General features: G+C 60.9%; 25 protein-coding genes. 22 read left to right on the top strand and 3 right to left on the bottom strand.

All coding sequences use genetic code 11. The features are described 5' to 3' along the window. Nucleotides 1–154: 154 nt before the first annotated feature. Nucleotides 155–721: a hypothetical protein gene (locus ACI2JO_RS14550; protein ID WP_404721350.1), complete on the bottom strand. Its 567-nt coding sequence runs from the start codon at nucleotides 719–721 to the stop codon at nucleotides 155–157. 261 nt (nucleotides 722–982) lie between these two features. On the opposite strand from ACI2JO_RS14550, the gene ACI2JO_RS14545 reads away from it, so the two are divergent. The 19 genes from ACI2JO_RS14545 to ACI2JO_RS14455 all read left to right on the top strand — a co-directional run bounded on the left by ACI2JO_RS14545 (nucleotide 983) and on the right by ACI2JO_RS14455 (nucleotide 18,367). Next, nucleotides 983–1,741: an autoinducer binding domain-containing protein gene (locus ACI2JO_RS14545; RefSeq protein ID WP_404721360.1), complete on the top strand. Its 759-nt coding sequence runs from the start codon at nucleotides 983–985 to the stop codon at nucleotides 1,739–1,741. Between the two features lie 18 nt (nucleotides 1,742–1,759). Next, nucleotides 1,760–2,506 (top strand): LuxR family transcriptional regulator, encoded by a 747-nt coding sequence (locus ACI2JO_RS14540; protein WP_404721349.1) that lies wholly within the window; start codon nucleotides 1,760–1,762, stop codon nucleotides 2,504–2,506. A gap of 65 nt (nucleotides 2,507–2,571) precedes the next feature. Further along, nucleotides 2,572–3,201: an acyl-homoserine-lactone synthase gene (locus ACI2JO_RS14535; RefSeq protein WP_404721348.1), complete on the top strand. Its 630-nt coding sequence runs from the start codon at nucleotides 2,572–2,574 to the stop codon at nucleotides 3,199–3,201. A 17-nt stretch (nucleotides 3,202–3,218) separates the two neighbouring features. Then, the gene (locus ACI2JO_RS14530) at nucleotides 3,219–4,127 is read left to right on the top strand and encodes a phytanoyl-CoA dioxygenase family protein (RefSeq protein WP_404721347.1); all 909 of its coding nucleotides are present in this window, start codon (nucleotides 3,219–3,221) and stop codon (nucleotides 4,125–4,127) included. Between the two features lie 130 nt (nucleotides 4,128–4,257). Beyond that, nucleotides 4,258–4,620, top strand: coding sequence for a hypothetical protein (locus ACI2JO_RS14525; protein ID WP_404721346.1), 363 nt, complete (start codon nucleotides 4,258–4,260; stop codon nucleotides 4,618–4,620). Further along, nucleotides 4,617–5,291, top strand: a complete 675-nt coding sequence (locus ACI2JO_RS14520; RefSeq protein WP_404721345.1) for a lytic transglycosylase domain-containing protein — start codon at nucleotides 4,617–4,619, stop codon at nucleotides 5,289–5,291. The genes ACI2JO_RS14525 and ACI2JO_RS14520 overlap by 4 nt, the downstream gene beginning before the upstream one ends. Next, complete coding sequence (locus ACI2JO_RS14515; RefSeq protein WP_404721344.1) at nucleotides 5,288–5,629, top strand: TrbC/VirB2 family protein; 342 nt, start codon at nucleotides 5,288–5,290, stop codon at nucleotides 5,627–5,629. The genes ACI2JO_RS14520 and ACI2JO_RS14515 overlap by 4 nt, the downstream gene beginning before the upstream one ends. 10 nt (nucleotides 5,630–5,639) lie before the next feature. Further along, nucleotides 5,640–5,975: a type IV secretion system protein VirB3 gene (locus ACI2JO_RS14510; protein WP_183956186.1), complete on the top strand. Its 336-nt coding sequence runs from the start codon at nucleotides 5,640–5,642 to the stop codon at nucleotides 5,973–5,975. Then, on the top strand, nucleotides 5,968–8,385 hold the full coding sequence (locus tag ACI2JO_RS14505; RefSeq protein WP_404721343.1) for a VirB4 family type IV secretion/conjugal transfer ATPase: 2,418 nt from the start codon (nucleotides 5,968–5,970) through the stop codon (nucleotides 8,383–8,385). Before ACI2JO_RS14510 ends, ACI2JO_RS14505 begins: the two co-directional genes overlap by 8 nt. A 4-nt stretch (nucleotides 8,386–8,389) precedes the next feature. Continuing rightward, the gene (locus ACI2JO_RS14500; protein WP_404721342.1) at nucleotides 8,390–9,106 is read left to right on the top strand and encodes a type IV secretion system protein; all 717 of its coding nucleotides are present in this window, start codon (nucleotides 8,390–8,392) and stop codon (nucleotides 9,104–9,106) included. Then, the gene (locus ACI2JO_RS14495) at nucleotides 9,103–9,321 is read left to right on the top strand and encodes an EexN family lipoprotein (protein ID WP_404721341.1); all 219 of its coding nucleotides are present in this window, start codon (nucleotides 9,103–9,105) and stop codon (nucleotides 9,319–9,321) included. Before ACI2JO_RS14500 ends, ACI2JO_RS14495 begins: the two co-directional genes overlap by 4 nt. 14 nt (nucleotides 9,322–9,335) lie before the next feature. Beyond that, nucleotides 9,336–10,280 carry a type IV secretion system protein gene (locus ACI2JO_RS14490; protein ID WP_404721340.1) on the top strand — a complete coding sequence of 315 codons (945 nt, stop codon included), beginning with the start codon at nucleotides 9,336–9,338 and terminating at the stop codon, nucleotides 10,278–10,280. 322 nt (nucleotides 10,281–10,602) lie between these two features. Continuing rightward, nucleotides 10,603–11,292, top strand: a complete 690-nt coding sequence (locus tag ACI2JO_RS14485) for a virB8 family protein (RefSeq protein ID WP_056366893.1) — start codon at nucleotides 10,603–10,605, stop codon at nucleotides 11,290–11,292. Next, complete coding sequence (virB9, locus tag ACI2JO_RS14480; RefSeq protein WP_404721339.1) at nucleotides 11,289–12,146, top strand: P-type conjugative transfer protein VirB9; 858 nt, start codon at nucleotides 11,289–11,291, stop codon at nucleotides 12,144–12,146. Before ACI2JO_RS14485 ends, virB9 begins: the two co-directional genes overlap by 4 nt. Before the next feature lie 5 nt (nucleotides 12,147–12,151). Then, entirely contained in the window at nucleotides 12,152–13,369 is a 1,218-nt protein-coding gene (gene virB10 / locus ACI2JO_RS14475) for a type IV secretion system protein VirB10 (RefSeq protein WP_404721338.1), read from the top strand. 2 nt (nucleotides 13,370–13,371) lie between these two features. Further along, nucleotides 13,372–14,376, top strand: a complete 1,005-nt coding sequence (gene virB11, locus ACI2JO_RS14470; RefSeq protein WP_404721337.1) for a P-type DNA transfer ATPase VirB11 — start codon at nucleotides 13,372–13,374, stop codon at nucleotides 14,374–14,376. Next, on the top strand, nucleotides 14,342–16,354 hold the full coding sequence (locus ACI2JO_RS14465; protein ID WP_404721336.1) for a type IV secretory system conjugative DNA transfer family protein: 2,013 nt from the start codon (nucleotides 14,342–14,344) through the stop codon (nucleotides 16,352–16,354). Before virB11 ends, ACI2JO_RS14465 begins: the two co-directional genes overlap by 35 nt. Beyond that, nucleotides 16,335–17,285: an LPD7 domain-containing protein gene (locus tag ACI2JO_RS14460; protein ID WP_404721335.1), complete on the top strand. Its 951-nt coding sequence runs from the start codon at nucleotides 16,335–16,337 to the stop codon at nucleotides 17,283–17,285. Before ACI2JO_RS14465 ends, ACI2JO_RS14460 begins: the two co-directional genes overlap by 20 nt. A 251-nt stretch (nucleotides 17,286–17,536) precedes the next feature. Beyond that, nucleotides 17,537–18,367: a type IV toxin-antitoxin system AbiEi family antitoxin domain-containing protein gene (locus ACI2JO_RS14455; protein WP_404721334.1), complete on the top strand. Its 831-nt coding sequence runs from the start codon at nucleotides 17,537–17,539 to the stop codon at nucleotides 18,365–18,367. 117 nt (nucleotides 18,368–18,484) lie between these two features. Here ACI2JO_RS14455 and ACI2JO_RS14450 read toward each other — a convergent pair whose 3' ends face one another. Next, complete coding sequence (locus tag ACI2JO_RS14450; protein ID WP_330219426.1) at nucleotides 18,485–19,216, bottom strand: DUF6602 domain-containing protein; 732 nt, start codon at nucleotides 19,214–19,216, stop codon at nucleotides 18,485–18,487. Next, complete coding sequence (locus tag ACI2JO_RS14445; protein WP_404721333.1) at nucleotides 19,195–19,956, bottom strand: hypothetical protein; 762 nt, start codon at nucleotides 19,954–19,956, stop codon at nucleotides 19,195–19,197. The genes ACI2JO_RS14450 and ACI2JO_RS14445 overlap by 22 nt, the downstream gene beginning before the upstream one ends. Before the next feature lie 472 nt (nucleotides 19,957–20,428). Here ACI2JO_RS14445 and ACI2JO_RS14440 point away from each other — a divergent pair, with 472 nt between their 5' ends. Genes ACI2JO_RS14440 through ACI2JO_RS14430 form a run of 3 tightly spaced genes read left to right on the top strand, consistent with a single transcriptional unit; the run spans nucleotide 20,429 to nucleotide 22,981 of the window. After that, nucleotides 20,429–21,550, top strand: coding sequence for a hypothetical protein (locus ACI2JO_RS14440; protein WP_404721332.1), 1,122 nt, complete (start codon nucleotides 20,429–20,431; stop codon nucleotides 21,548–21,550). Nucleotides 21,551–21,583: 33 nt separating this feature from the next. Further along, on the top strand, nucleotides 21,584–22,318 hold the full coding sequence (locus tag ACI2JO_RS14435) for a type II toxin-antitoxin system PemK/MazF family toxin (RefSeq protein WP_404721331.1): 735 nt from the start codon (nucleotides 21,584–21,586) through the stop codon (nucleotides 22,316–22,318). Between the two features lie 6 nt (nucleotides 22,319–22,324). Then, nucleotides 22,325–22,981, top strand: coding sequence for a hypothetical protein (locus ACI2JO_RS14430; protein WP_404721330.1), 657 nt, complete (start codon nucleotides 22,325–22,327; stop codon nucleotides 22,979–22,981). Nucleotides 22,982–23,007 lie beyond the last annotated feature (26 nt).

Below are 23,007 nucleotides of genomic sequence, written 5' to 3'. Positions count from 1 at the left end.
CAGATGCTGATAGCCGTTCATCATGTGCCTTCCTAGAAAGGAGATCAAACCCCTATAAATCCTAGGATTTCGCACTTCGATCTAGAATCCACCCGCTTACAAATTCTTAGTTTGATAATATATGTTATGTTAAATTCGGCCAATTTCGGGGCGATCAGAACGCTAGTTCTGCCTGTCTCGGAACGGCTCTCGGCTGCTCTGGTCTGCCGCGGATTAAGCCTCGCGCGCCACCAGCCAAGACATAGACGGCCTGGCGTTGCGCACCGCGATTGTGATGGTCAACGCAATAGCCCTGATAGTGCCGCTTGAGCAAGCCAGCGCGCACCAGCTCCGAGACCGCCCGGCTCACATTCGTCTTGCCCGAAGCCCGTACCTGCTCACGGATGGCGCCTTCGACCATCGCCGTGGCCTGATCCAAATCGGTCGGCAACCCGCCTGAGATTGCCAGGTCACTGCGTATCCGCTCTTCCAGGGCGACGCGCCGGGGATCACGCTGCCCCATCGGGGTGAGCGCATCGCAAAGCCAGTCGCGCAAGGGAATGAGGCCGCCACCCTTGGCTACCAGCGGCCCGGCGCTGCCGTCGGAACGCGAAACTTGGGCAATCAGGTTGAGCACCATGAAGGCGTAGCGCGGCCGAGACGAAGACCGCGCAAGCATCTCCAGCAAGGATGGCATATCCAGTTGCGGGCGGCCGTCGCCTATGATCGGAGCGTGCAACATAACAGGATTGAATCAAGCACATATAGGGGATGAAGTGAATCCCCCTCCTCCAGTGATTTCATCATTTTGTCGGCTGTGACACTTTGCCCCGAGGTAAAGTGTCACGAGCGCCCTTTCGTCATAGCCCCGCCGAATCGTACGAAAGACGACCTGTGCTTTTCTTGCGGGGAGTTGGGCGCTGGAGGCAGCCGGTCTTGTTTTTCAATGGCTTCGCCGAATAGTGACTGGACGAAACTGCAATCAAAATGCGAATCGTTTGCAATATGCAGTCTCGAAGATGCTGGCCGCTTGGGCGATATCACCGCATTCGAAGCCGAATGCCGGCAGGCGACGACGCTCGACCAGCTCAAATCCTTGCTCGATGCAATTGTGCGCCAGTTTGGATTCCGCTGGTTCGCATTGGTGCACAATGTCGACCTGAAACGGACCACCCGCAAAGCGCTGCTGGTAACCACCTATCCAGTGCGCTGGGTCGAGGAGGTAATAGATGCGCGCCTCCATCTTGAAGATCCAGTCCACGCCGCCTGCGCCAAGACCGTTTCCGGGCTCACCTGGGATCAGATCGGGGATTACATCGCGCCGAATGCTCGCCAGCTATCAATTCTGGAGCGCGGGCGTGCGCACGGATTGGCAGCTGGGTTCACTATGCCGATCAGGATGCGCGACGAGCCCGACGCGATGTTCACCATGGCGCGCCAAGGCGATGACCAGATTTCAAGCCCGGACCTTCTCTCTGCCCGATTGATTGGCACGGTTGCGTTCGACCAGGCTCGAACCCTTCTCGGTCCTGATGAACTGGCAAACGTGCCAGTAGCGCTCAGCCCGCGCCAGATCGACTGCATTGATCTGGTGGCACAGGGCAAGAGCGACTGGGAGATCGGACAGATTCTGGGTCTGAGCCGTGACACTGTGCACGAATATGTCGAAGGCGCGCGCCGACGTTATGGCGTCCGCCGTCGGACCCAACTCGTGCTTCGCGCTGTCCGCGACGGACATCTCAATATTGAGGCTCTCGTGTAGCACGTAGATCGGCGGCCTATGATCACCTTTGCCGAAGTGCAGGCGTTCTGCACTGTGGCCCGCGCCGCTTCGACCCATCACGCTCTCCTACAGGCTGTCGAAGAAATCACGGCAGCGATGGGTTTCCGCTATTTCGCGCTTGTGCATCACATCGACCTGCTGAACCCGGGGAGCACAGCCGTTCGCCTCGTCAACTATCCGAGAAACTGGGTTGATGCGTTCGAGGAGGGCCGACTGTACGCTGCTGACCCGATCCATCGTGCAAGCCATACGACTACCATAGGTTTCGCCTGGTCGAAGGTGGAGGCTATGATCTCACTCCACCCGCGGGACCACGCGGTATTGGCAGCGGCTCGCTCCGCGGGCCTTGGAGATGGATTCACGATCCCTGCGCACGTCCCCGGCGAGGTGAACGGCTCCTGTTCTTTTGCCATGCGCAATGGGGAGGAACTCGATGAAGAGCAACTGCCGCTCGTCCAGCTTGTTGGCAGTTTCGCATTCGAAGCCGCCCGCAAGATAGCGCGCGCCACGATCGCTCCTATCGCGGCCGCGCCGCAACTTACCGAGCGTCAAATCGAATGCGTCGCGCTGGTTGCGCGGGGTAAAACCGATTCGGAAATCGCCAAAATTCTCGGAGTCGGCGCCGAAACCGTAACGCAGCATCTCAAGGATGCACGCGATCGCTACGGCGTAACCAAACGCACGATGCTCGCCATTCGTGCGCTCTTCGACGGCGCCATTAGCTTCACCGATATCCTGCGCTGACGATCCCTCCCCAGTTCTGGGGATAACGCAGATCATGATAAGCTGATCGAATGATCGCCTCACAAATGGAGGTGATCATGGTTGTTACAGGAAATGGCATCGAACACGCGCTGAGCGGCCGTGTATTCAGATCAATGTTTGAAGAGCGCAAACGCGTGTTCGTCGATCTACTTGGCTGGGACGTTCCCGTTCTCGCCCGTCGCTACGAGATCGATCAGTTCGATGATGATGAAGCCGTCTATATCGTTATCACCGATGAAACCGGCGAGCATGCCGGCTCTGCCCGTCTGCTCCAGACCGACCGGCCGCACATCCTCGATACCATCTTCCCCAACCTGTGCGATGGCGTACCGCCCACCGGCCCGACAGTTCGCGAAATAACCCGCTTCTGCCTGGCGCGCCGACTGAAGGCTCGCGAGCGGCTCGCCACGCGCAATCGCCTCGTCTCTGCCTTGGTCGAATACGCCCTCAGCAATGGCATCCTGACCTATACCGGCGTTGCCGAATGGGCATGGTTCCAACAGATCCTCGCGTTCGGATGGGAATGCCTTCCGCTGGGATTGCCGGACAACAACGATCCCCGCGGCCTGGCGGCCATGCGGATCAATATTGCCCCGGATACTCCGCACCTTCTGCGTCAAGCCGGCATCTTCGCGCAGATCCATCTGATGGATCTTGATCGCGCCGCGGCATGAAATTCGGGAGAGATCGCATGGCTACCAAACCGCTGCCTGCAGCCGAGATCGAGGCCCACGGGTCAATTTACGAAACACTGATGCGCGAAGGCTTCTGCGTGCTTCAAGACATCATGCCGCCCGCTATTGTCCAGTTGCTGGCGAGAGATATGGCTCCGCACTTCGAGGCAACGCCATTTTGCGAAGGCGGTTTCTACGGCAGCCGCACCAAGAGGTTCGGCAGTCTGCTCAAACGTTCGAACCATGCGTCGGCGTTCATCCAGCATCCCCAGATCATGGCGATCGCGCAAGCTGTGCTCGGTCCGTGGTGCGACACGATCCAGCTCAATCTCGCTCAAGCTCTCGAGCTGCATCCCGGCGCACTGCCGCAATTTCCCCACCGCGATCAGGATATGTGGCGGGGCCAAACTGGCGAGGTTGAATATCTCCTCAACGTCATGTGGCCGTTCACCGAATATCGGCATCACAATGGCACGACCCTGATCTGGCCGCGCAGCCACGCCGCAAATGCGCTTACACCTGAACCTCCCGAGGATCCGGTGGCCGTGGAATGCAGTCCAGGATCTGCGATCATCTTCCTAGGCTCGACCCTTCATGGTGCTGGCGGCAACCAGTCATCGGGTGTGCGTCAAGGCATGATCGTGAGCTATTGCCTCGGATGGCTGAAACCATATGAAAATCAGTGGTTGGTCTATCCACCCGAGGTAGCACGGACGTTCTCGCCAGATTTGGCAGCTTTGGTCGGATACCAGCAACACCGGCCCAATTTGGGGAACTACGAAGGGCGATGCCCATCTCTTCTGCTCGGCGAGGAACGCTCCGAGCATCTCGGCGCGATCGATGCCTTACGTCCAGATCAAACGGCAGCACTTGAGGAATTCATTGCAGGGCAACGCCAGGTCCGCGCCGCACCCAGCCAAAACTGATTCCAGCGCGCTCCCCCCTTGTGGGGGGATTGCCCGAAAACGCCGGGCCGGGTTCAAAAGAGAGGTGATTTTCAACGGAAAGTGGTCGGCGCATTTTTAATGCAGCGGCGCTGAAAAGCGGAGAAATCAGATGCAGCGCCTGCGCCTTGCCCTTGCCGTTCCGATCGTGGCGGTGTCCGCCCAGGCGGGTCCTGCGTCCGCCAACGATCTGGGCTGCCAGGTTTTGCTTTGCCTCTCGAACCCGGGCGGTGCGACCCAGTACCCCGCCTGCGTACCGCCTATGGTGAAGCTCTGGGAGCGTCTGGCATTTGGCGGTTCATTCCCCGGCTGCTCCGGTGGCGGCGTTGCGAAGACCAAGGTCTATGATCGCGATTCCGCTTCGCGGTGCCGGGTGGTGATGACGTTCACCGACGGGCGGCAGCAATCCTATTCTCTCGCGAATATTGAAAGCTTGCCAGCGTCTCCCGACGAACCCGGGACCACACCACAGTGATCCTCGAGCTCGCAACCGTGGTCGGACTGGCGCAGCAATGCGCACCATCGGTTGCGGTCGAAACGCTTGTGTCGGTCGTCCACACCGAGAGTCATTTCAACCCCTACGCCATCGGCGTGAATGCGAAGGGTGTTGCCGCACCCAATCCCAGCGATCGGGTGTCGGCCGCCGCAGTTGCCCGATCGCTGATCGCCCGCGGCTACAACATCGATCTGGGTCTGGGGCAAATCAACAGTGCAAATCTCAGGTGGCTTGGCCTGTCGGTCGAGGACGCCTTCGATCCCTGCCGCAATCTCGCCGCAGCCGCGCGCGTGCTGGCTTCCAACTATCTTCGCGTCGCGCGCTCCAGCCCTTCTACAGAGGTCGCCATCGCGACCGCCATGTCGATGTACAACACGGGTAGTCGTTCGCGCGGGTTCGGAAACGGCTATGTCGGCCGTGTCTACGCGTCGTCGAGTGTCGTCGTGCCCGCGATCAGGCGTGGAGCGGCCCCAGAACCCGCCGCTTCGCCAGCTTCCGTGACGGCTGAACCCAAATTTACACAGCCGCCAGCGGGCGTCCGCTCGCCGCGCGTCCAAAACGGATGGGACACCACTGCGGGCGCGCAGACGGCATCATTGATGGTCTTTGGGGGAGTATCCAACAGTTCACCGAAAGGACAAGCCGAATGACTGCCTTAGCGACCAATTTCAAGATATGGTTGACGCCGCGGCGGCGCACTTTCGCGCAATATCTGGCGCTGTTTATCGCGGTCATTGCGGTGTCGCTCCTGGTCACCGATCCGGCCCATGCCCAAGCGGCCGACGGCGTCACGTCGATGGCCGAGAATATCAAGACCTGGCTGACCGGTACGTTTGCGAAAACGATCGCGGTGATCGCGGTCGTCATCGTGGGTTTCATGTTCTTCACCGGGCGGGCAAGCTTGGGGCTCCTAGTCACCGTCATCGTCGGCATCTTCATCGTGTTCAGCGCGCAGTGGATCGTCGATACCATCACTGGCGGCGCGTGAGTGCGCTGTGATGGACGATGAAAAACTCAAGGAAGAAACGCTCTTCCTGGCCGTGACCCGGCCGACGATGTGGTTGGGCGTTCCGATCGAAGCATCGCTGCCGATCGCGCTGGCGGCGTGCCTGACGCTCATCGTCACCGGCAACCCGCTTTACGCTTTTGCGCTAGCCGGGGCCTTTCTGGCCATAGCCCGGCTGATCGTGCGGCACGACGCAAACGCCTTCCGCCTCTTGTGGCTCTGGACAACGACAAAGGCACGATGCCGCAACCGGGGATGGTGGGGCGGTAGCTCTTACTCGCCCCTGCCGATCGATGGGGCGAAACGTCGGGGCTTTGCGCATGGCTAGCCGGGCCAACTCGTTGGGCGGCGCTGCCGCCCGGACGCCGTGGCGGATCCTCAAGAACGAGGCCGACCCCGCGCGCTATCTCCCCTATGCGCGTCATATCGACGACAACATCATTGCGCTCGACGGGCGCGACCTCATGATGATGTTCAAGCTCGACGGCCTTGCATTCGAGACGGCCGACCCAATCCATCTCAACGACTGGCACGAAAAGCTCAACGGCACGTTGCGCAATATCGCCGACGACCGTCTGGCGATCTGGACGCATATCGTCCGCCGGCCGATCAAGGACTATCCCGAAGGCGAGTTTCGCTCGGCCTTTGCGGCCGATCTCGATGCAAAATACCGCGCGCGGGTGACCGCCAAGCGCATGTTCGTCAACGAGCTCTACCTGACGCTCATCATGCGCCCGTCCGTTGGATCGGCTGATCGTACCGGCGTGCTCCTTCGACGTCTGGGATCGGCGCGCAAGGAGAGGGCCGAAGTCGACGAGGACGAGCTTGCGCGCTTCGAGGATAAGGCGCGTGACATCGAGAAGCTCCTCGCACGCTGCCGGCCCCGACGCCTCCACTTGTACGAGCATAATGGCCTGATGTTCTCGCAGCCGCTCGAGGTGCTTGAACTGGTGATGATGGGCCGCGTTGGCAGGGTGCCCTTGGTCCGAGGCCATCTCGGCTCCGCCATCTATGGGGAACGGGTAATCTTCGGCCGCGAGACGGTCGAGGTGCGGGCGCATGACACGAGCCGGTTCGTGGGCCTTTTCGGCATCCGCGAATATCCGGCGATGACGCGGCCGGGCCAGATGAACGCGCTCCTCAGCCAAGATTTCGCGTTCGTCGTGACGCAATCCTTCGCGTTCATGGGCAAAGCGCGGGCCTCGGAGCGGTTGCGCCGTCGCCAGAACCAGATGGCCTCGACCGAGGACGCCGCTGCGAGCCAGTCACTTGAGCTGGCCGACGCGGCCGATGATCTGCAGAGCAATCGCTTCGTCCTGGGCGAACATCATTTCTCGCTCGCGGTTTTCGGTGAAAATCAAAAACGCCTGGCCGAAAATCTCTCGACCGCTAGGGCCGCGCTCGCTGACGCGGGTCTGGTGGCCGCTCGTGAGGGTCCGGCGCTGGAGGCCGCCTTCTGGTCCCAGCTTCCTGGCAATTTCGCGTGGCGTGCGCGGCCAGCGGCGATCACCTCGCGCAATTTTGCCGCGCTCTCGCCGTTCCACACTTTCCCCGCCGGCAAGCCCGATGGCAATCATTGGGGCGCCGCGATAGCGCTGATGAAGACTGCGGCCCAGTCTCCCTTCTATTTCAATTTTCATGTGAACGATCTTGGCCACACACTGATCATCGGCCCGTCGGGCGGCGGCAAGACTGTCGTCCAGAATTTCCTGATGGCGCAGCTGGAGAAAACCGGCGCGCAGCAGATCTTCATCGACAAGGACCGAGGGGCCGAGATCTATGTGCGGTCATCCGGCGGCACCTATCTGGCGCTTCGCAATGGGGTGCCGACCGGGTTTGCGCCGCTGCGGGCGCTTGAGCAGACCCCTGGCAACATCGTCTTCCTCGGCAGGCTGATCCGTCATCTGGTGACCCCCTCTGGCACCCAGCTCGGCGTCACGCAGGAGAGGATGATCGACGAGGGCATCCTCTCGATCGGACGCCTTCCCCCGGAGGAGCGGTCCATCCTCGCGCTTCGTCAATTGCTCGGACAGCGCGATCCGGAAGGGATAGGCGCGCGGCTTGAGAAATGGTCGCGCGGCGGCGCACTTGGTTGGGTGTTCGACAATGACCGGGACGAGTTGACCCTCGAGGCCCGGTTCATTGGTTTCGACATGACGGATTTCCTCGACAATCCGGAGATCCGCACGCCGCTGATGATGTATATGTTCCATCGGATCGATGCCCTGCTCGATGGCCGTCGCCTCGTGATCGACATCGACGAGTTCTGGAAGGCGCTGGGCGATGATGCCTTCCGCGCCTTCGCGCAGGACGGCCTGAAGACCTACCGGAAGCAGAATGCCTTTCTGGTGTTCGGGACGCAAAGCCCGGCTGACGCTCTGCGATCGGACATCTCGCACAGCATAATGGAGCAGGTCGCCACCAAGATTCTCTTGCCCAACCCCCACGGCCGAGAAGTTGATTATATCGATGGACTCGGCCTCACCCGCGCCGAGTTCAAGCTCATCAGAAACGATCTAATCCCCGAAAGCCGGCGGTTTCTGGTGAAGCAGGGTCACGATTCCATCGTGGTGGAACTGGATCTCGGCGGCCTGTCCGACGAGCTGGCCGTGCTCTCGGGCACCACCGAAACCGTCGGAATCCTCGATCAGGTTCGCCGCGAACATGGCGACAATCCCAGCCACTGGCTGCCCGTCTTTCACGAGCGCCGCCGCGCCACCACCAGAAGGAAAGGATAAGGTCATGAAAGCAATACGAGCGCTCGCGATTGTCGGCGGATTGGCAATCTCCGTGCCGGCCTTCGCGCAGGGCATCCCGGTCTATGATTCCAGCACGTTTCTGCAGACCCTCTCGACGGTGAAGAACACCCTATCGATGATCGAACAGGGGAAGCAGCAAATTTCCCAAGCCACCGATATGTTCAACAGCGTCAACAAGCTGACGAACGTCAATCAGATTGCCTCTTCCCTGAACACTGACGCCGTTCGCCACCTCTTGCCGAGCGAGGCACGGGACATTCAGCGCCTCATGTCCTCTAACACGACGGGGCTCGGCAGCCTTGGCACGGCCGCAGACCGGATCCGCACCAGCAACCGTGTCGAGCTTCCCGAGCTTCGCCCGGACGCCACCGCTTTCGAGCGCGCGAACCGCGATGCCATTTCTCGCAATGGCGACATGGCGGCGCGTGATGCGGCCATTGCCGAGGCGGCATATGGCGTCACCGCCCAGAGAACGACGGGTCTCGAGGAACTGCGTTCGTCGCTGGACACCGCATCGGACGCGAAGGACGTGATGGATATCCAAGCCCGTGTCGGCGTGGAAAATGCGCATATCCAGAACGATGCGGTCCAACTTCAGGCGCTTCAGATGCGGCAGACCGCCGAGGCGAGACTGCGTTCGCAGCGAGATGACGAGACCGGCCTCGCCAAGCTTCAGCAGAGCCTGAGCAGCCGGCCGTGAAGGCGATCGCCGCGGCCCTCCTAGTTCTGCCGGCCACGTTCCTGAGTGGTTGCGGGCAGCCGATCGGCAAGGCGGACCTGAAGTCCGATCCCAAGTTACGCGCTGAGATCCTCGCCGCGTGCGCCAACGGCTCCCACACCGATGCCCAGGAATGCAGCAACGCAAAGGACGTCGAGAACGCCGACAAGCTCGAGCGTTCGCTGGGTCACAAATAGGCGGGGAATTGGCCATGGCGTCCACACTCTTCGCGGATATCTACACCAACATCGACGGGAAGCTCGATCTCTTCCTGAACGAGCGTCTCAACAACGTCATCGATGTCGTGCGGGGACCGCTGGCGCTTGGCTTGGTCATCTATATCGCGCTGTTCGGCTATATGGTGATGCGCGGTATCGTCAGCGAGCCTTGGGGCGAGCTGGTGTACCGGATGGTGAAGCTCTGCCTCCTCTATGTCGCAGCCACGACCGTCGCCTACTCCGAGTGGATCACGAATCCGCTCTTTCATGGGATGCCGGACGCCATCTCACAGGCGCTGGCGGGCAAGACCATCACTAGCGTCGGTTCGGTGTTCGACGATTATTTTGGTCAGGTCGATTCCCTCGTTTTGATCATCCGCACCGAAGCCGCGACCTATCTGGACATTAATCCGTGGAAGCTCGTTCTGCTCACGCTGGCGGTGGCGATTTACGGATTGGCGGGCCTCTCCGCAGCAATCGGATTTGCGATAACCGTGTTCGCGAAGGTGGCGCTCGCCGTCGTGATCGCTCTTGGTCCGATCTTCATAGCGTTGTCGCTCTTCGAAACCACGCGTCGCTTCTTCTACGGATGGCTCGGGCAGGTATTCAACTACATCGTCCTAACGGCGGTGATCATCGCCATCACAGCTCTGATCACCGATCTTGGTGCCACGGCGCTGACTGCGGCCGAAGGCACCCCGGACGTGACGATCGGCGCTGTCTTGTTTGCGGTCTACATCTTCCTTGGGACGATATTCTTCTTTCAGGCCCCGTCGATCGCGACCGGCATTGCGGGGGGCGCTGCGGCCGGCGTCGGCGCTTTTGCCGGTTCGGCCTGGGGCACCATGGCGGCACCGTTCCAGCAACGCCGCAGCGCTCGCAACAGTCGCAATCTCGAACGTGCCGCCCAGCGCGGTGGTTCGGTGAGCCGCGCATGAGGAAGGAAGACCCTTTGACGAGACCAACCACGATAGTCCGCGCGCTCCGGCGATCAGCCGTCGTCATCGCACTGATCCCGTCACTCGCCCAAGGGGCATCGGGGCCAAAGAAACTGCCAGTCTGCAACGGCAAACATCTGCGCGAGGTGAACATTTACGGGAGCGTGCTGCCGGGTTCGCCGCTCCCGGCAATTGTGGCACCCCCTGCCCCGCCTCCCGTGCCGCAGATCAAACAGCCAGTCGATGCCGGCACACCGCCCCCACCCGTTCCCGAGAAAACGTCCGCGCGCGCGACCCCCGGCACCTTTGGGAGTTGCTGATCATGCGGAACCAGACCGAAGGCGTGCCGGCAAAGGACGCCGAACTCTATTTCGGGCATGCCCGATCCTGGGATCAGGACCGTCAGCGCAAATCGTTACGATCCGAACGCATCGCCTGGGTCGTGGCCGGCCTGGGGCTTCTTGCCGCGACCGCGGAGGGCTTCGCCCTCGCAGGCCTTGCCCCGCTGAAGACGGTCATGCCGTACATCATTCGCGTCAATCAGACGACGGGCGCGGTCGATGTGCAGACCACCCTCACCCAGAAGCCGATGCGCTATGACGAAGCGGTCACGAAATTCTTCCTCGCGCAATATGTCCGGACGCGGGAAAGCTGGTTGCCGGCGGCGGCAGAGGAAAATTTCCGGGCTGTCACCATCTTGTCCGAACCAGGCGAGCAGCAACGCTGGGGCCGGTTTTTCAGCTCGAACAACGCCGCGAGCCCACAGGTCGTCTGGGGCAAGGGTGCGGTCGTCCAAGCCCGCGTGCGTAATATCGCCTTCATCAACGATCGTGTCGCCAACGTCCGCTTCACGCGCACGGTGCAGACCGACACCGATACGCAGAGCAGCGATTGGATCGCGACCGTCACCTTCCGGTACACGAATGCGCCTATGGCGGAGGGCGACCGCTATCGCAATCCATTGGGATTTCAGGTCGAAAATTACCGCGCAGACCCCGAGGTGGTTCGATGAACCGGCTTCTCTCAATAGCGAGCCTTCTCGCCATGATAGCGACACCAGTCCTGGCGGAGGACACCCCGCGCGGCGGGCCGGCGGATCCGCGCGTGAAGTTCGTCGAATATCAGGAGACGCAGGTCTACCGGATCGTGGGCACATTCCGGACGGCGACCCAAGTGGTGCTCGGCGCCGATGAGACGATCGAACATGTCGCGCTCGGCGACACCGTCTCATGGGAAGTGGCGGTTGCCGGCCACATCCTGTTCCTGAAACCCCGCGAGCGGGCGGGACCGACCAACCTCATCGTCACGACCAATCGCGGGGGCGAACTGCGCAACTACGCCTTCGAACTGACCGCGCGCCGGGGACCGATCGGCAGCGGGAGCCGTGACACATTCTTCCAGGTTCGGTTTCGCTACCCGCGCGATGAGGCCGATCGTGTCGCGCGCATGCGCGCCACCCAGGAGGCGCAGCGCGTCGCCGCGCTGCAGGCGAGTGCCGTTCGGGGCGCTCTTGACCATGGCGTCATCGATGGACCGCGCAATTTGAACTACAAGGTCCAGGGTGCGAGCGACCTTCAGCCGTCGGAGATCTCCGACAATGGCCAGTTCACGGTCCTGCGTTTCCCCGGCAACCATGAAATCCCGGCGATCTATCTGGTGCGACCGGACGGCTCGGAGTCCTTGGTCCCGTTCGATGTCCGCGACGAGTTCGTGGTCGTCCACGCCGTGGCGGCTCAACTGCGCCTGCGCCGGAACCGGGAGGTGCTGTGCATCTATAATCTCGCGCCGACACCTTATGGCGTCGATCACGGCACCAACACCGCATCGCCGCATGTCGAGCGCACCATACAGGACCCGAAGGAGTGAGTGCGATGGACGAGATTGCGGCCGAGGCCCCTCGCCGCCCGCAGGGCGATCCAACACCTGAACGCGACGAAATCATCCGCGAACGCGGTATCGATCCGATCGGTGGGATGACGCCGGCAAAACGGAATACCGCCCTGATTTTCGCCGGGACGGCGATGGTGCTCGGCATTTTGTGGGTGAACTCTGGACCGAGCAAGACCGGCTCGAGTTTGATGGGAAAGCCCGAGGCAATGGCCAAACGACCGGATCTCGCGGCCCGCGAAACGGTCGCATATGATGCTGTCGCAGCGAAACCCAAGCCGCTCGGCGCCGTGAGCGCCGATCCCAACGCGCCTGTCCTCAATCCTCCGCCGACCGTTGGCCCCGATGGACAGATCGTACCGGCAATACAACCCGGAGCGCAGCCAGCGGCGGCACCGCAGAACACGCGCCAGAACTTGGCCGATCAGGCACGTCGTTCGACCTTGATTGCCTATGGCGGCCGCGATGCGCTCCAAGCTCCAGCGGGCTCTAACGGTGCTGGCTCCGATACCGGCAATGCGGGCACAGCTGGCGACGGCTCGACCGATCCGGCGGTCCGTAGCGCGCCCAATGCGCTCGATGCGCTTCGTCAGAGTTCGGCCGTTGGCGAGGCACGCGCCTCGATGCTGCCCAATCGCAACTATCTCGTCACCGCCGGCACGCTGATCCCCTGCATTCTTCAGACCGCCATGAACTCGGCGCAGCCTGGTTACACGTCGTGCCTGATCCCGCGCGACGTCTATTCGGAGAATGGCCGCGTCGTGCTGATGGAGAAAGGCACCAAAGTCCTTGGCGAATATCACGGCGGCATCCAGCAAGGGCAGAACCGCCTGTTCGTGCTTTGGACGCGCGCCGTCACGCCGCAGGGCGTGCGCATCGACCTGGCTTCGCCGGGGTCGGATGCCCTTGGCCGCGCAGGCATCGCAGGGTCCGTCGACACCTTCTTCTGGGCGCGCTTCGGTAGCGCACTGCTACTCTCGCTGGTCGACGACGCCGCCTATATCGCGGGGCAGTCCGTCTCCGGCGGGAACAACAATTTCAACAACACGACGCGCACGCCGAGCGAGGGGGCAAGCATCGCGCTCCAGAACAGCATCAACATCCGTCCGGTGCTGAAGAAGAACCAGGGCGAGGAGGTCGGGATCTTCGTGGCCAAGGACTTCAACTTCGCCGACGTTTACAATCTCGAGTTGCGGCGCTGAGGATGAGCGATACCGCAGTCCTGCGCCATTATCTCGCGCCGATCCTCCCGCTGCTGGAGCCGGTCGAGGTGACTGAGCTTGTCATCAACAAGCCCGGCGAAGTCGGCATCGAGGACCATCTGGGCTGGCATTGGCACAATGTCGCCGAGCTCGATAGCGAATGGCTCGCGACGCTCGCCGTCGCAGCCGCAAGCTTCACCCGGCAGGACGTGAATTCGGAGACGCCGATCTGCTCGACCATCTTGCCAGGGGGCGAGCGCTGTCAGATCGTCATTCCGTCAGTGACACCAACGGGCGCGCCGTCCTTCACCGTCCGCAAGCCTTCGCGCGTAACCCTCGCGATCGACCAGCTCGCAGATTCGGGGCTATTCACGGGCACGCGCGCCGCCGCGCAAGGCCTTGGCGAAGTCGATGCGCAGCTGATCGCACAGCGCGATGTCGGCGATTGGCCAGCTTTCTTCCGAACGGCCGTTGCCGCCCGCAAGAACATTCTGGTGAGCGGCGCGACCGGCTCGGGCAAGACCACCTTTGCCAAGGCGCTGATCCAGCTGATCCCGCCGGACGAGCGGCTGCTCACGATCGAGGATACCCGCGAGCTCGTCGTTGAGCATCGCAATGTCGTGCACATGGTCTATTCGAGCGAGCGACAGGGGCTGGCGAAGGTCGGCCCCAAGCAATTGCTCGAGAGTGCGCTGCGCATGCGGCCCGATCGCATTCTCTTGCAGGAGCTGCGGGACGGCACCGCCTTCTTTTATCTGCGCAACGTCAACTCGGGTCATCCAGGTTCGATCACCACCGTCCATGCCGGCTCGGCGATGGGGGCCTTCGAACAGCTCACACTGCTGGTCAAGGAGTCCGAAGGCGGACGCGATCTGGCCCGCGACGATATCCGTGGGCTCTTGCACATGCTCGTCGATATCGTCGTCCAGACCCGCAAGCGTGCTGGAAAGTTCGAAGTCGAGGAGGTGTATTTTGATCCGCCTGTCGGACGCGCGGCCGCTCACTAAGGTCGCGATCGTCGCGGGGGTGCTCGCGGCAATCTTTTTGGCATACGCCTTGTGCGCGGTGCTGGTCGCCCTCGTCGGTCTGAACCAGATCGGCCCGCGCATGCAGATCTCGGCGATACCCGCCTGGCTCTGGTTTTACCGCGGCGATCCGCTCCTGCATTTGTGGCTGGCGCGCGGTGCGTTGGTCAGTGGTGCCATCGCATTCGTCATCCTGCTCATCATCCTGAAGCGAGGGCGCACGCTCCATGGCGAGGCACGGTTCGCGCGTGAAAGCGAAATCCGGCGCGAACATCTGCGCAGCAACAGTGGGATCATCGTCGGGCAGAAAGGCGGCCGCTATCTCGTTTTCGGCGGCACCGAGCATGTCCTGCTCGAGGCACCGACGCGCGCTGGCAAGGGCGTCGGCGTGGTGATCCCCAATCTTCTGAGTTGGCCAGACTCGGTGGTGGTGCTCGACGTGAAGCGCGAGAATTGGGACATCACCGCAGGTTTTCGCGCACAGCATGGTCAAGCAGTCTATCTGTTCGACCCGCTCGATCCCGAAGGGCGAAGCGCCCGCTACAATCCCTTGAGCTTCATCGACCGGCTCGACGACACCGATGTGATCAATGAACTCCAGAAGATCGGCGGCATGCTGTTTCCGGCCCCGGAAAAGGCCGATCCCTTCTGGGCGGAAGCGGCGCGGGCCGCTTTTGTCGGCGTCGGCGCCCTTGTCGCGGCCAATCCCGCCCTCCCCTTCACGATTGGCGAAATCTATCGGCGGCTGACGGCGGGCGACCCGAAGGTCGAACTCCCCAAGGTCGTCGAGGAGGCGCAGAAGCGCGGGCAGCGGCTGAGCCAAGCCTGCGTGTCGGCATTGAGCGACTTCACCTCCGCGTCGGATAACACCTTCTCCGGTATCAAACAGACGATCACATCGAAGCTCAATCTGTGGCTCAATCCCTATGTCGATGCCGCGACATCGGAGACAGATTTTGATCTGCGACAGGTTCGGCGCGAACGGATATCGATCTATCTTGGGGTGTCGCCCGACAATATCGACCGCATCGCGCCAGTCTATAACCTCTTTCTCCAGCAGCTGATCGATCTCAATACGCGGGAACTGCCTGAGAATGGCGGCCGCGTGCCGGTGCTCATTCTGCTCGACGAATTCGCCCGCCTCGGCAAGGCGCCGGTCATCGCATCGGCTTTTTCCTACGTTGCAGGCTACGGGCTTCGCCTGTTGCCAGTCATCCAGAGCCGATCCCAGCCCCGCGGTATCTATGGCGCTGACGTTACCGACGAGATCATCGCCAATTGCGGACTGGAGATCGTGTTCACGCCCAAGGAGTTGAAGGTCGCCAACGAACTCTCCGAGCGGCTTGGCTATTTCACGATGAACGTCAAATCGAAGAGCCGGACGATTCATGGCCTGCTCGCCAATCGCAGCATATCAGAATCAGACCAGCGCCGTGCGCTGATGATGCCGCAGGAACTGATGCAGATGCCCAAGGGCGAGCTTCTGCTGCTGCGCGGTGGCATTCCGCCCGTCAGGGGCCGCAAGATCGAGTATTTTCGCTCGAAGCGCTTCACGAGCCGAATCAGTGACCCGCCCAAAGTCGCGCCCCGTCCGATCGCGATCAACGCCGTGTCGTCGCCCGCCAAATTGGCAGGGGAGGCGAGCAGCAGTGATCCTTTGGCACAAGCCCTTAGCGCGAAGAAGGCCGCCTTGTTTAGCGACGGTCAGGCGATCGCGCCGACAGAGCGGGCGGAACCTGTCATGCGCGAGCTCACCGGTGATGAACTGTCGGGCTTTGCCGAAATCACCGATGACATGTTGGTGCTGGGCGACATGGTGGATCTACCACCGCCCGGTGACGAACAGGCCGCTATCGCTTTTGTCACGGCGATGACGGCCCGGGCCGTTCTCGAACCCGTGGGTGCCGGCGCCCAATCTCCAGCATTTGTGACCGAGAGGCATGACCATGGCAGAGAATGATTCCAAGCAACCCGGTACGGCGCGGACTAGTGCCAACAGCGTTGGCCTCGACGACGCCAAACAGCGCAAGGCGGCTGCGCCAGAAAAGTCCTCGCCCGGGGGACTAAAGGACGGGCCCACCGAAGCACCTGGTCATGTCGGCGCTGTCCGTGCGTCCCGAAGTGCGCCCAAAGTGCATTCCCTCGAGGCGGGCGACGTGCCGGAGAGCGTGCGGAAGCGCTATTATGCCGACAAGGCGAAATGGTCGGGCGAACCCGCCTTTTTCACGACGGCACAAGCAAAGGATCCCGCGTTTCGCGATCAGGGCCGACGTCTGGTCACGGCGACGGAGAGCCAGGAAGTCGTCAAGGATTTGGTGGCGATCGCACAACACCGCAATTGGGATCGGATTCACGTCACGGGCTCGGAAGAATTTCGGCGATCGGTCTGGATCGAGGCCAGTCAAAAGGGGCTGGAGGTACGTGGCTATAAGCCCAACGATCGCGATCTCCAGGAGCTCGACCGGCTGCGCGGGGAGACGAGCCGAAATACGATCGCGCCCATGGCAGCCCGTGACGTCGATGTCGCCCGTGGGTCAAGCGGGATAAGCCGCCAGAGCGACGGCAGTGTTTTGGAAGGGCCGGATGCCCGGCGCCGCGATCGTGGCAACACGCCGAATGATCGTGCGGCCGACAGCCAGATGCGCGTGATGGAGGCGGTGATCAGACGGACGTTGTTCGACAATCCCGAGGCGGTTGCGCGGGTGATGACAGTCGCCCGCACACAGCTCGATGCGCATATCGCGGCGGGACACACTATCCGACCGGCAATGGTCAAGGACGCCTCCCCCAGCATCAGGCAGGATGTGGTCCGCGGCCGTGACCCAGCTACGCCCCCCATCCCTCGTCCCGGTCGCGAGCCCAAACCTCAGGAACGCAGCCGCTCTCGGTGACTGGGAATCAGTCTTTGTGCCGTAGCCCTCTGCGACAACTGGGTCCGGCGATCGTCTCCTGGTTTAAGAACCGGCACATTTGTTCGGTTTGGCCGATCATTTCTCGTGATTGATAAACCACGAGGTGTGCAACTTAAGCCTGCCGGATATATACTATGCGCGCGAACCGTCCCGCAAAGTGCGACAACCCTGCCAGATAATATAATTACCGTTATATCGAACGCGCCGGACATCGCTCACAGAGGATCAAATTGCGCGAAGGATATAATCTCAAGACGCTTGGACCTCGGGCCGCCCAGCTGATCGTCGAACTCAACGAACGCCGTCAGCCGATCTTTTCGCTCGCCGACGTCACCGAGATCACAGGTCTGAGCTCGTCATCGGCACGCAGCCTTGTCGCGAACACCGAGGCGCGCGGCATTATCACGCGCCTCAAGCCTGGCCTCTACAATCTGGTGCCCTTCGAGCGGGGCCGCGACACCGAGCATGTGAGCGATCCCTACCTCATCGCAAGAACGCTGGTTGGCGACGCGCCCTACTTCATTTCTCACGGCAGCGCCCTTGAGCTTCACCGCATGGTCACGCAACCGCAGTTGGTCATCATCGTCTCCTGCGCCAAACGCCTGCGCCCGCAGCACATCCACGGATATGGGTTCCGTTTCGTCGACGTCAAACCGCAGGATTTCTTCGGTCTCACCGAGATCTGGATCACATCCCAAGAGCGAGTCATGGTCAGCGATCCCCAGCGGACCATCATCGATGGTCTCGACCATCCGCAATTTGTCGGCGGCGTCACGGAGGTCGCCAGGGGGCTCTGGATGAAGCGCGATACGCTGCGGGTCGCACTGATGATCGACTACGCGCTTCGCCTCGGCGTCGGCGCGGTAATCCGCCGCTTGGGCTATCTGCTGGAATTTTACGGACTGGCCGATGCAGCCGCATTGGAGCCGTTGCGCGCGCGGCTGACCCCGACCTATCAGCGTCTCGATCCCCTGTTTCCCAATGAGGGCAGGATGCTGGCGCGATGGCGCATCCGACTCAACATCGAGCCCGACGAACTCGATATAATTCGGAGCAGTTGATAATTCCCAAGGCCATGACAGCTCTGCAAAGCGTGCGATTCCGTGCGCGGTGCCGGTGTCTCCTGATGAGATCCGGTTAGCATTCACTGGTCCTGCATCAGCTTTCCACTTTCGGCATCAGATCATGCTCGCATACGCCCGAATGTCGAGCATTGGCGCAGTCCCAATAGCTTGGAGCTGCGCAATCAGTTCGAACAGAAAGCGGGTCGCGGCCTTGTCGACCGTGTTGAGCTCAAAACTGTCTGCGCACTTGGTGAACCAACCAGCATCGGCAATGCATCCAATGTCGAGCGATTCCTCGTCCAGGTCACGTCTAAGATGCCCTGCTAACGTGTCGCCCAAAGGCGGCTTCCAGCCTGCGCTCAGTGTGAGAATGCCCGCAAGAATATGATGGAGCGGCTTCGCGCGGGACGGCCCGTCGATCGTCTCTGCAGACAGACTTGTGCGGTGCAGCCGGCGCACGGAAGCCGCCTTCTCTCCGGCATAGCGGATGTAATCGGCCGTCAACTCCTGCTTGGCTTCAAACACCGCATATACGCTTTCCGCCGGTACGACATCGGTGCCTTTAAACGTGAACACGAATGGAGAATATTGTCGGTCGTGGATGATCACGTCGATCTGCTGGCTGAAGACGCCTCGGCTATCGACTACAAATCCTTTGCGGGCTTCATATCTGCGGGGCAGATAGTGGGTCAGGACGTCAATCCAGACCTGCTCGCTGGCGTCGCCTTTGTCGGTAGGGTGGCCGAGCTTGCGCGCTGTAGCCAGCTCGCTTTGTATCTTCTCGTGGAAGTCGGCGAACAACGCCGCGAGGGACCATTCAGACGTCATTGGAATACGACGTTCCACGGGCTCTCAAGCGCGACTTGCGCGCTTTTTATTACGGCACCCTTTGCATCTGCCGTGAGCACATTGGAAACGACGTTGTTGGTGTTTGCCGGATCAACGAGCCGTTTGTTGGCAAAAGAAGTCGTTATGGCGCGAAACACAGTGACAATATTCTCCTGAACATTCCCAACCCGGGCACCCCGGAGCGCATCAAGCACAAAAAGCTCAAGATAAAACGACTGCCAGTCGATGCCAAAGTGATTGCGCCAAATCTTGATAAGCCGAATTTCATCGAGACGACCAGAGTTAGAAACAACCCGTATATGTTCGCTAATGTTGGTCTGGAGCCAGCTACCTGTCTTGGTGCTCCATAAGCTGTGGTAGTTGCCGTACTGATCTTGCCGCCTGGCCGGCGTCACATCGACTTTCCATCCGTTCACGGTCAAACCGGTCGACACGTTCTGACGGCGTGGCGCATAGCCAGCTTGCAAGAAAGCATTGAACAATGTGTCGGATATCCGCTGCAGTGTGTCAGTCAGCGTCGATGTGAGCGAGACGAAAAGATCGATATCCGTGCCGCCGTGAACTGCGGTTCCCTTCGCGAAAGACCCGCTTGTGCGGATATCGACGATGAACGGGCCGCCCCATGTCTGGATGACTGGCTCGATCAACGGCTGAACGCGGCGCACCGGCGAAAAGAGGCCGGTGTCGACCCGATGCCTCGCTAATACTTCGCGCAGATGTTCGTCGATCCCTACCATGGCGGCAGAGTAGGCCGCGGAGCCAAATTCACAAGCAACCCGAGCGGCCGAGAGCGCGTGACCGGTCGTGTAATCCCGCCAATGACGCTAAACGCCCATTGCGCGCTCGGCGAGTATAAAACGGAGCGAGAGCGCCAAATCTGGACGAGGAAAGGGGAGAGCCTCTTACGAGACTCTCCCTGAGCACCTTGCGGTGTAATTCCAAAAGGCCGTGAGGCCGAAGCAGCCGAAGCTGTGAGAACCATATAGCCCTCTGGGTATTAAAATTCAATGCATGCCAGCACGCTAACGCCCTGATTCCGGCCATTTCTAACGGCACCAGCTGGAAAACGGCATGCTCGGATGTTACTTAATAACCTTGATATGCTCCATTATTCTTGATGGCCTTGAATACCTTGAATGCATTGATACCCTTGATGGGGACAGGAACACATGCTAACGCGCCGCTATGGAACGATCGAGAAGTGCGCCCTTGGACCGTTCGGCGTCCCCCGAAGCCGAATCAGTCGGCGTCGATCGCATTCGAGGGAAAGGGCGTGGGGGCAACTTCCTCGCTATCGATCGCTCCGCGTGGGAACGCCTGTGGCAGGTCGAAACCGGCAACAGGCTGAACTTGGTCACGGCCTTTATTGTGCTCCTCGCGGGAACGGGTAGCGATCACCAGCTCAGCAAGTGGTCGGCCAAGGCATGCGAACAGCACACCGGCATGGGAAAACCTCGGGCCAAGGTGGCGATCGACGAGCTGATCCAGCACGGCTTTGTCGCACGCACTGAGCGGTCGACGAAGCTGTATCCGCAATATCGCCTGCAACCGATCCCGCTCGACAGCGACCCGATCTTTTTGCCCGTCGCGTTGGTAACCGGGATCGAAGCCGAAGCCTCGATGCTTCGGCGGGTCCGTGAGACCGGCGATGCGTTGTTGCTGCGGATGTTGGTCGATCTTTATGGCCTAATCCAGCTCGACGCGACCTTCGGAGTGCCGATTTCCGCGCTGAGCCAGACTCCGCCCATGGACCATCCCGCCCGCAAGGTGTTCGAGATCGGTGTTCATTCTGTCTGGGCACTTCGTCTTGTCGGCGGTTCCAAATCCGCAAAGGGCGATTGGGCGGGCTACCATCGCTCCAAGAGCAATAACAAGGATGCGGCCTGGGAGGATTTTTGGGCGCGCATCGCCATGATCGAGAAGATCGGGGCCATCTGGTATGAGGCTTGGATTTTCGACAGCGAAGAGCCTGACGCCGAACCTTTGTTCCCGGTCGATTTTGCGGCCCTCTACCACCAGTCGGAAGGCGACGACGTCTATCGGCTCACCCGCACCATGCTCGATGCGGCCGCTAACCTCTCTGAGGAGCGCAGCGACCTGCTCGGTCGCTATGCCCTCGACGTGCTGGTAACGCTGGCGCAGCACCGCCGCGCGCCGGGCATCCGAGGCGTTGCAAGGATGCGGATCGAAGCGGACACACCAGGCCGTCGGCTCTCCTATTACAAGCGCCGCACGCAGATTGAACTTTACGAAGCAGGCTTCACTCAAATCGCGCTCGATGCGCTGCGGGGGGAGTATAGTCGACCGATGAATACGGCGACACCGCAATGAGCCGACCAACCGCCGGGAAGAAGCAGCATTTCCATGTCGAACGATAATTCAGAAGCAAACGAGAATATGGAAGTGCCATTCCCAAGCGAGGCCGAGCTGTTTGCGGCGGGCTATGTGCGGATCCTGACTGACGAGGACTTGCTTGCGAGAGGCTTTGTGCCGATCGATTTCAAAAACATGCCGGCGGTCGAGGACATGACCACGGAGCTGGGGCATCCGTTCCCGCAGCATCACGAGATCATCAAGGCCGGATATATACCAATCAGCCGCCGCGAGCGGCGAATTCAGAGCCGTCCGCGTGTTGGCCAGATGTACTGGGTCGATTTTCCGCACGACGCATATGTGCCCGAGTTCGTCAACGAGCATCCCGGCATCGTCATCCGCGCTGCAAACTCACTGAGTGACACCTGCATCATTCTGCCGGTCACCAGTGCACAGCAAAAGGCGGGAACCCACTTCCACCAGCTTTCCAAAAACCCCAACCCAAGGGGCCATGCTGAAGGGCGGATCGCCTACGTCGTTTGTGACCATCTCTATACGGTTCACGTCAACCGCCTGCGACCGTTACTGTCGCTGAAATATGTGCCTGTGTACCCGAAGGTCGAGCCACACGACATGACGGCTATCTTTGCGATCGTCGAAAAGGTTCTGGCGCTCTCGTCTGCGGCGTCGCACGCGGCCGTCGCAGCAGTGGCCACAGCAGCTGCAATGCCTGCCGCACCGGCAAAACCACTGGGACCAAACACCCTCACGCTGAAGAAGAAGTAGGATCGGATGTCGAGTTGGGCGGAAAGGGCGGCTGCAACCCTGTTACCGCTCAGTCGGGCGTCGTCTCTTGGCCCAGCCCTACGCGAATGGTCCTATACGGGCCGATTCTTCGACCTGGAGGCAAGGGACGGAATCTGCGGGCTGTGTGGGCAGCAGGACCTGCGCTATCATTTCGAGATCGAAAATTCCGGCACGGCGTCGAGCCTTTTGGTCGGCTCCGAATGCATCAAGCGCTTCGAGATCACCGGCGTCGACGAGCAAGGACAGCGGCTCGATGCCGATGCGACGGGCAAGCTGGTCGACCGGCATCGCCGCGGACTGGTGGAAGATGCCCGAAAACAGCGGGTCATGACGGCGTTGCTGAAGCTCGGCCAGGAAGTTGACGATTTCGATGCCTGGGATTTCATCGATTTCGTCGACGACAAAGGCGCGTTCACGCCCAACCAGGTCGCGATGATTTTCTGGCGAATGGGCTCTGCCGGTGTCAATTACCGACCGGCGGACTGGAAGGTGCGGATGCGGCGCGACAGTGACTGGCGCCAGTTGCGCACCATGAAGCCCGCAGCGTTCAAGCGCGTTATCGCTGCACTCACGCCCGCACAGCGACGTCGCGTTGCGGAAATCGAGGCTAATTTCAGCGAAAATGGGCAGAGATGGCGATAGCATCGATCACGAAAATGGCACCGAGA

Source organism: Sphingomonas sp. NPDC079357, assembly GCF_044901155.1.
Classification (GTDB): domain Bacteria; phylum Pseudomonadota; class Alphaproteobacteria; order Sphingomonadales; family Sphingomonadaceae; genus Sphingomonas.
Note: the sequence above shows the minus strand (reverse complement) of the source record. Positions and strands in the feature narration are given on the sequence as shown.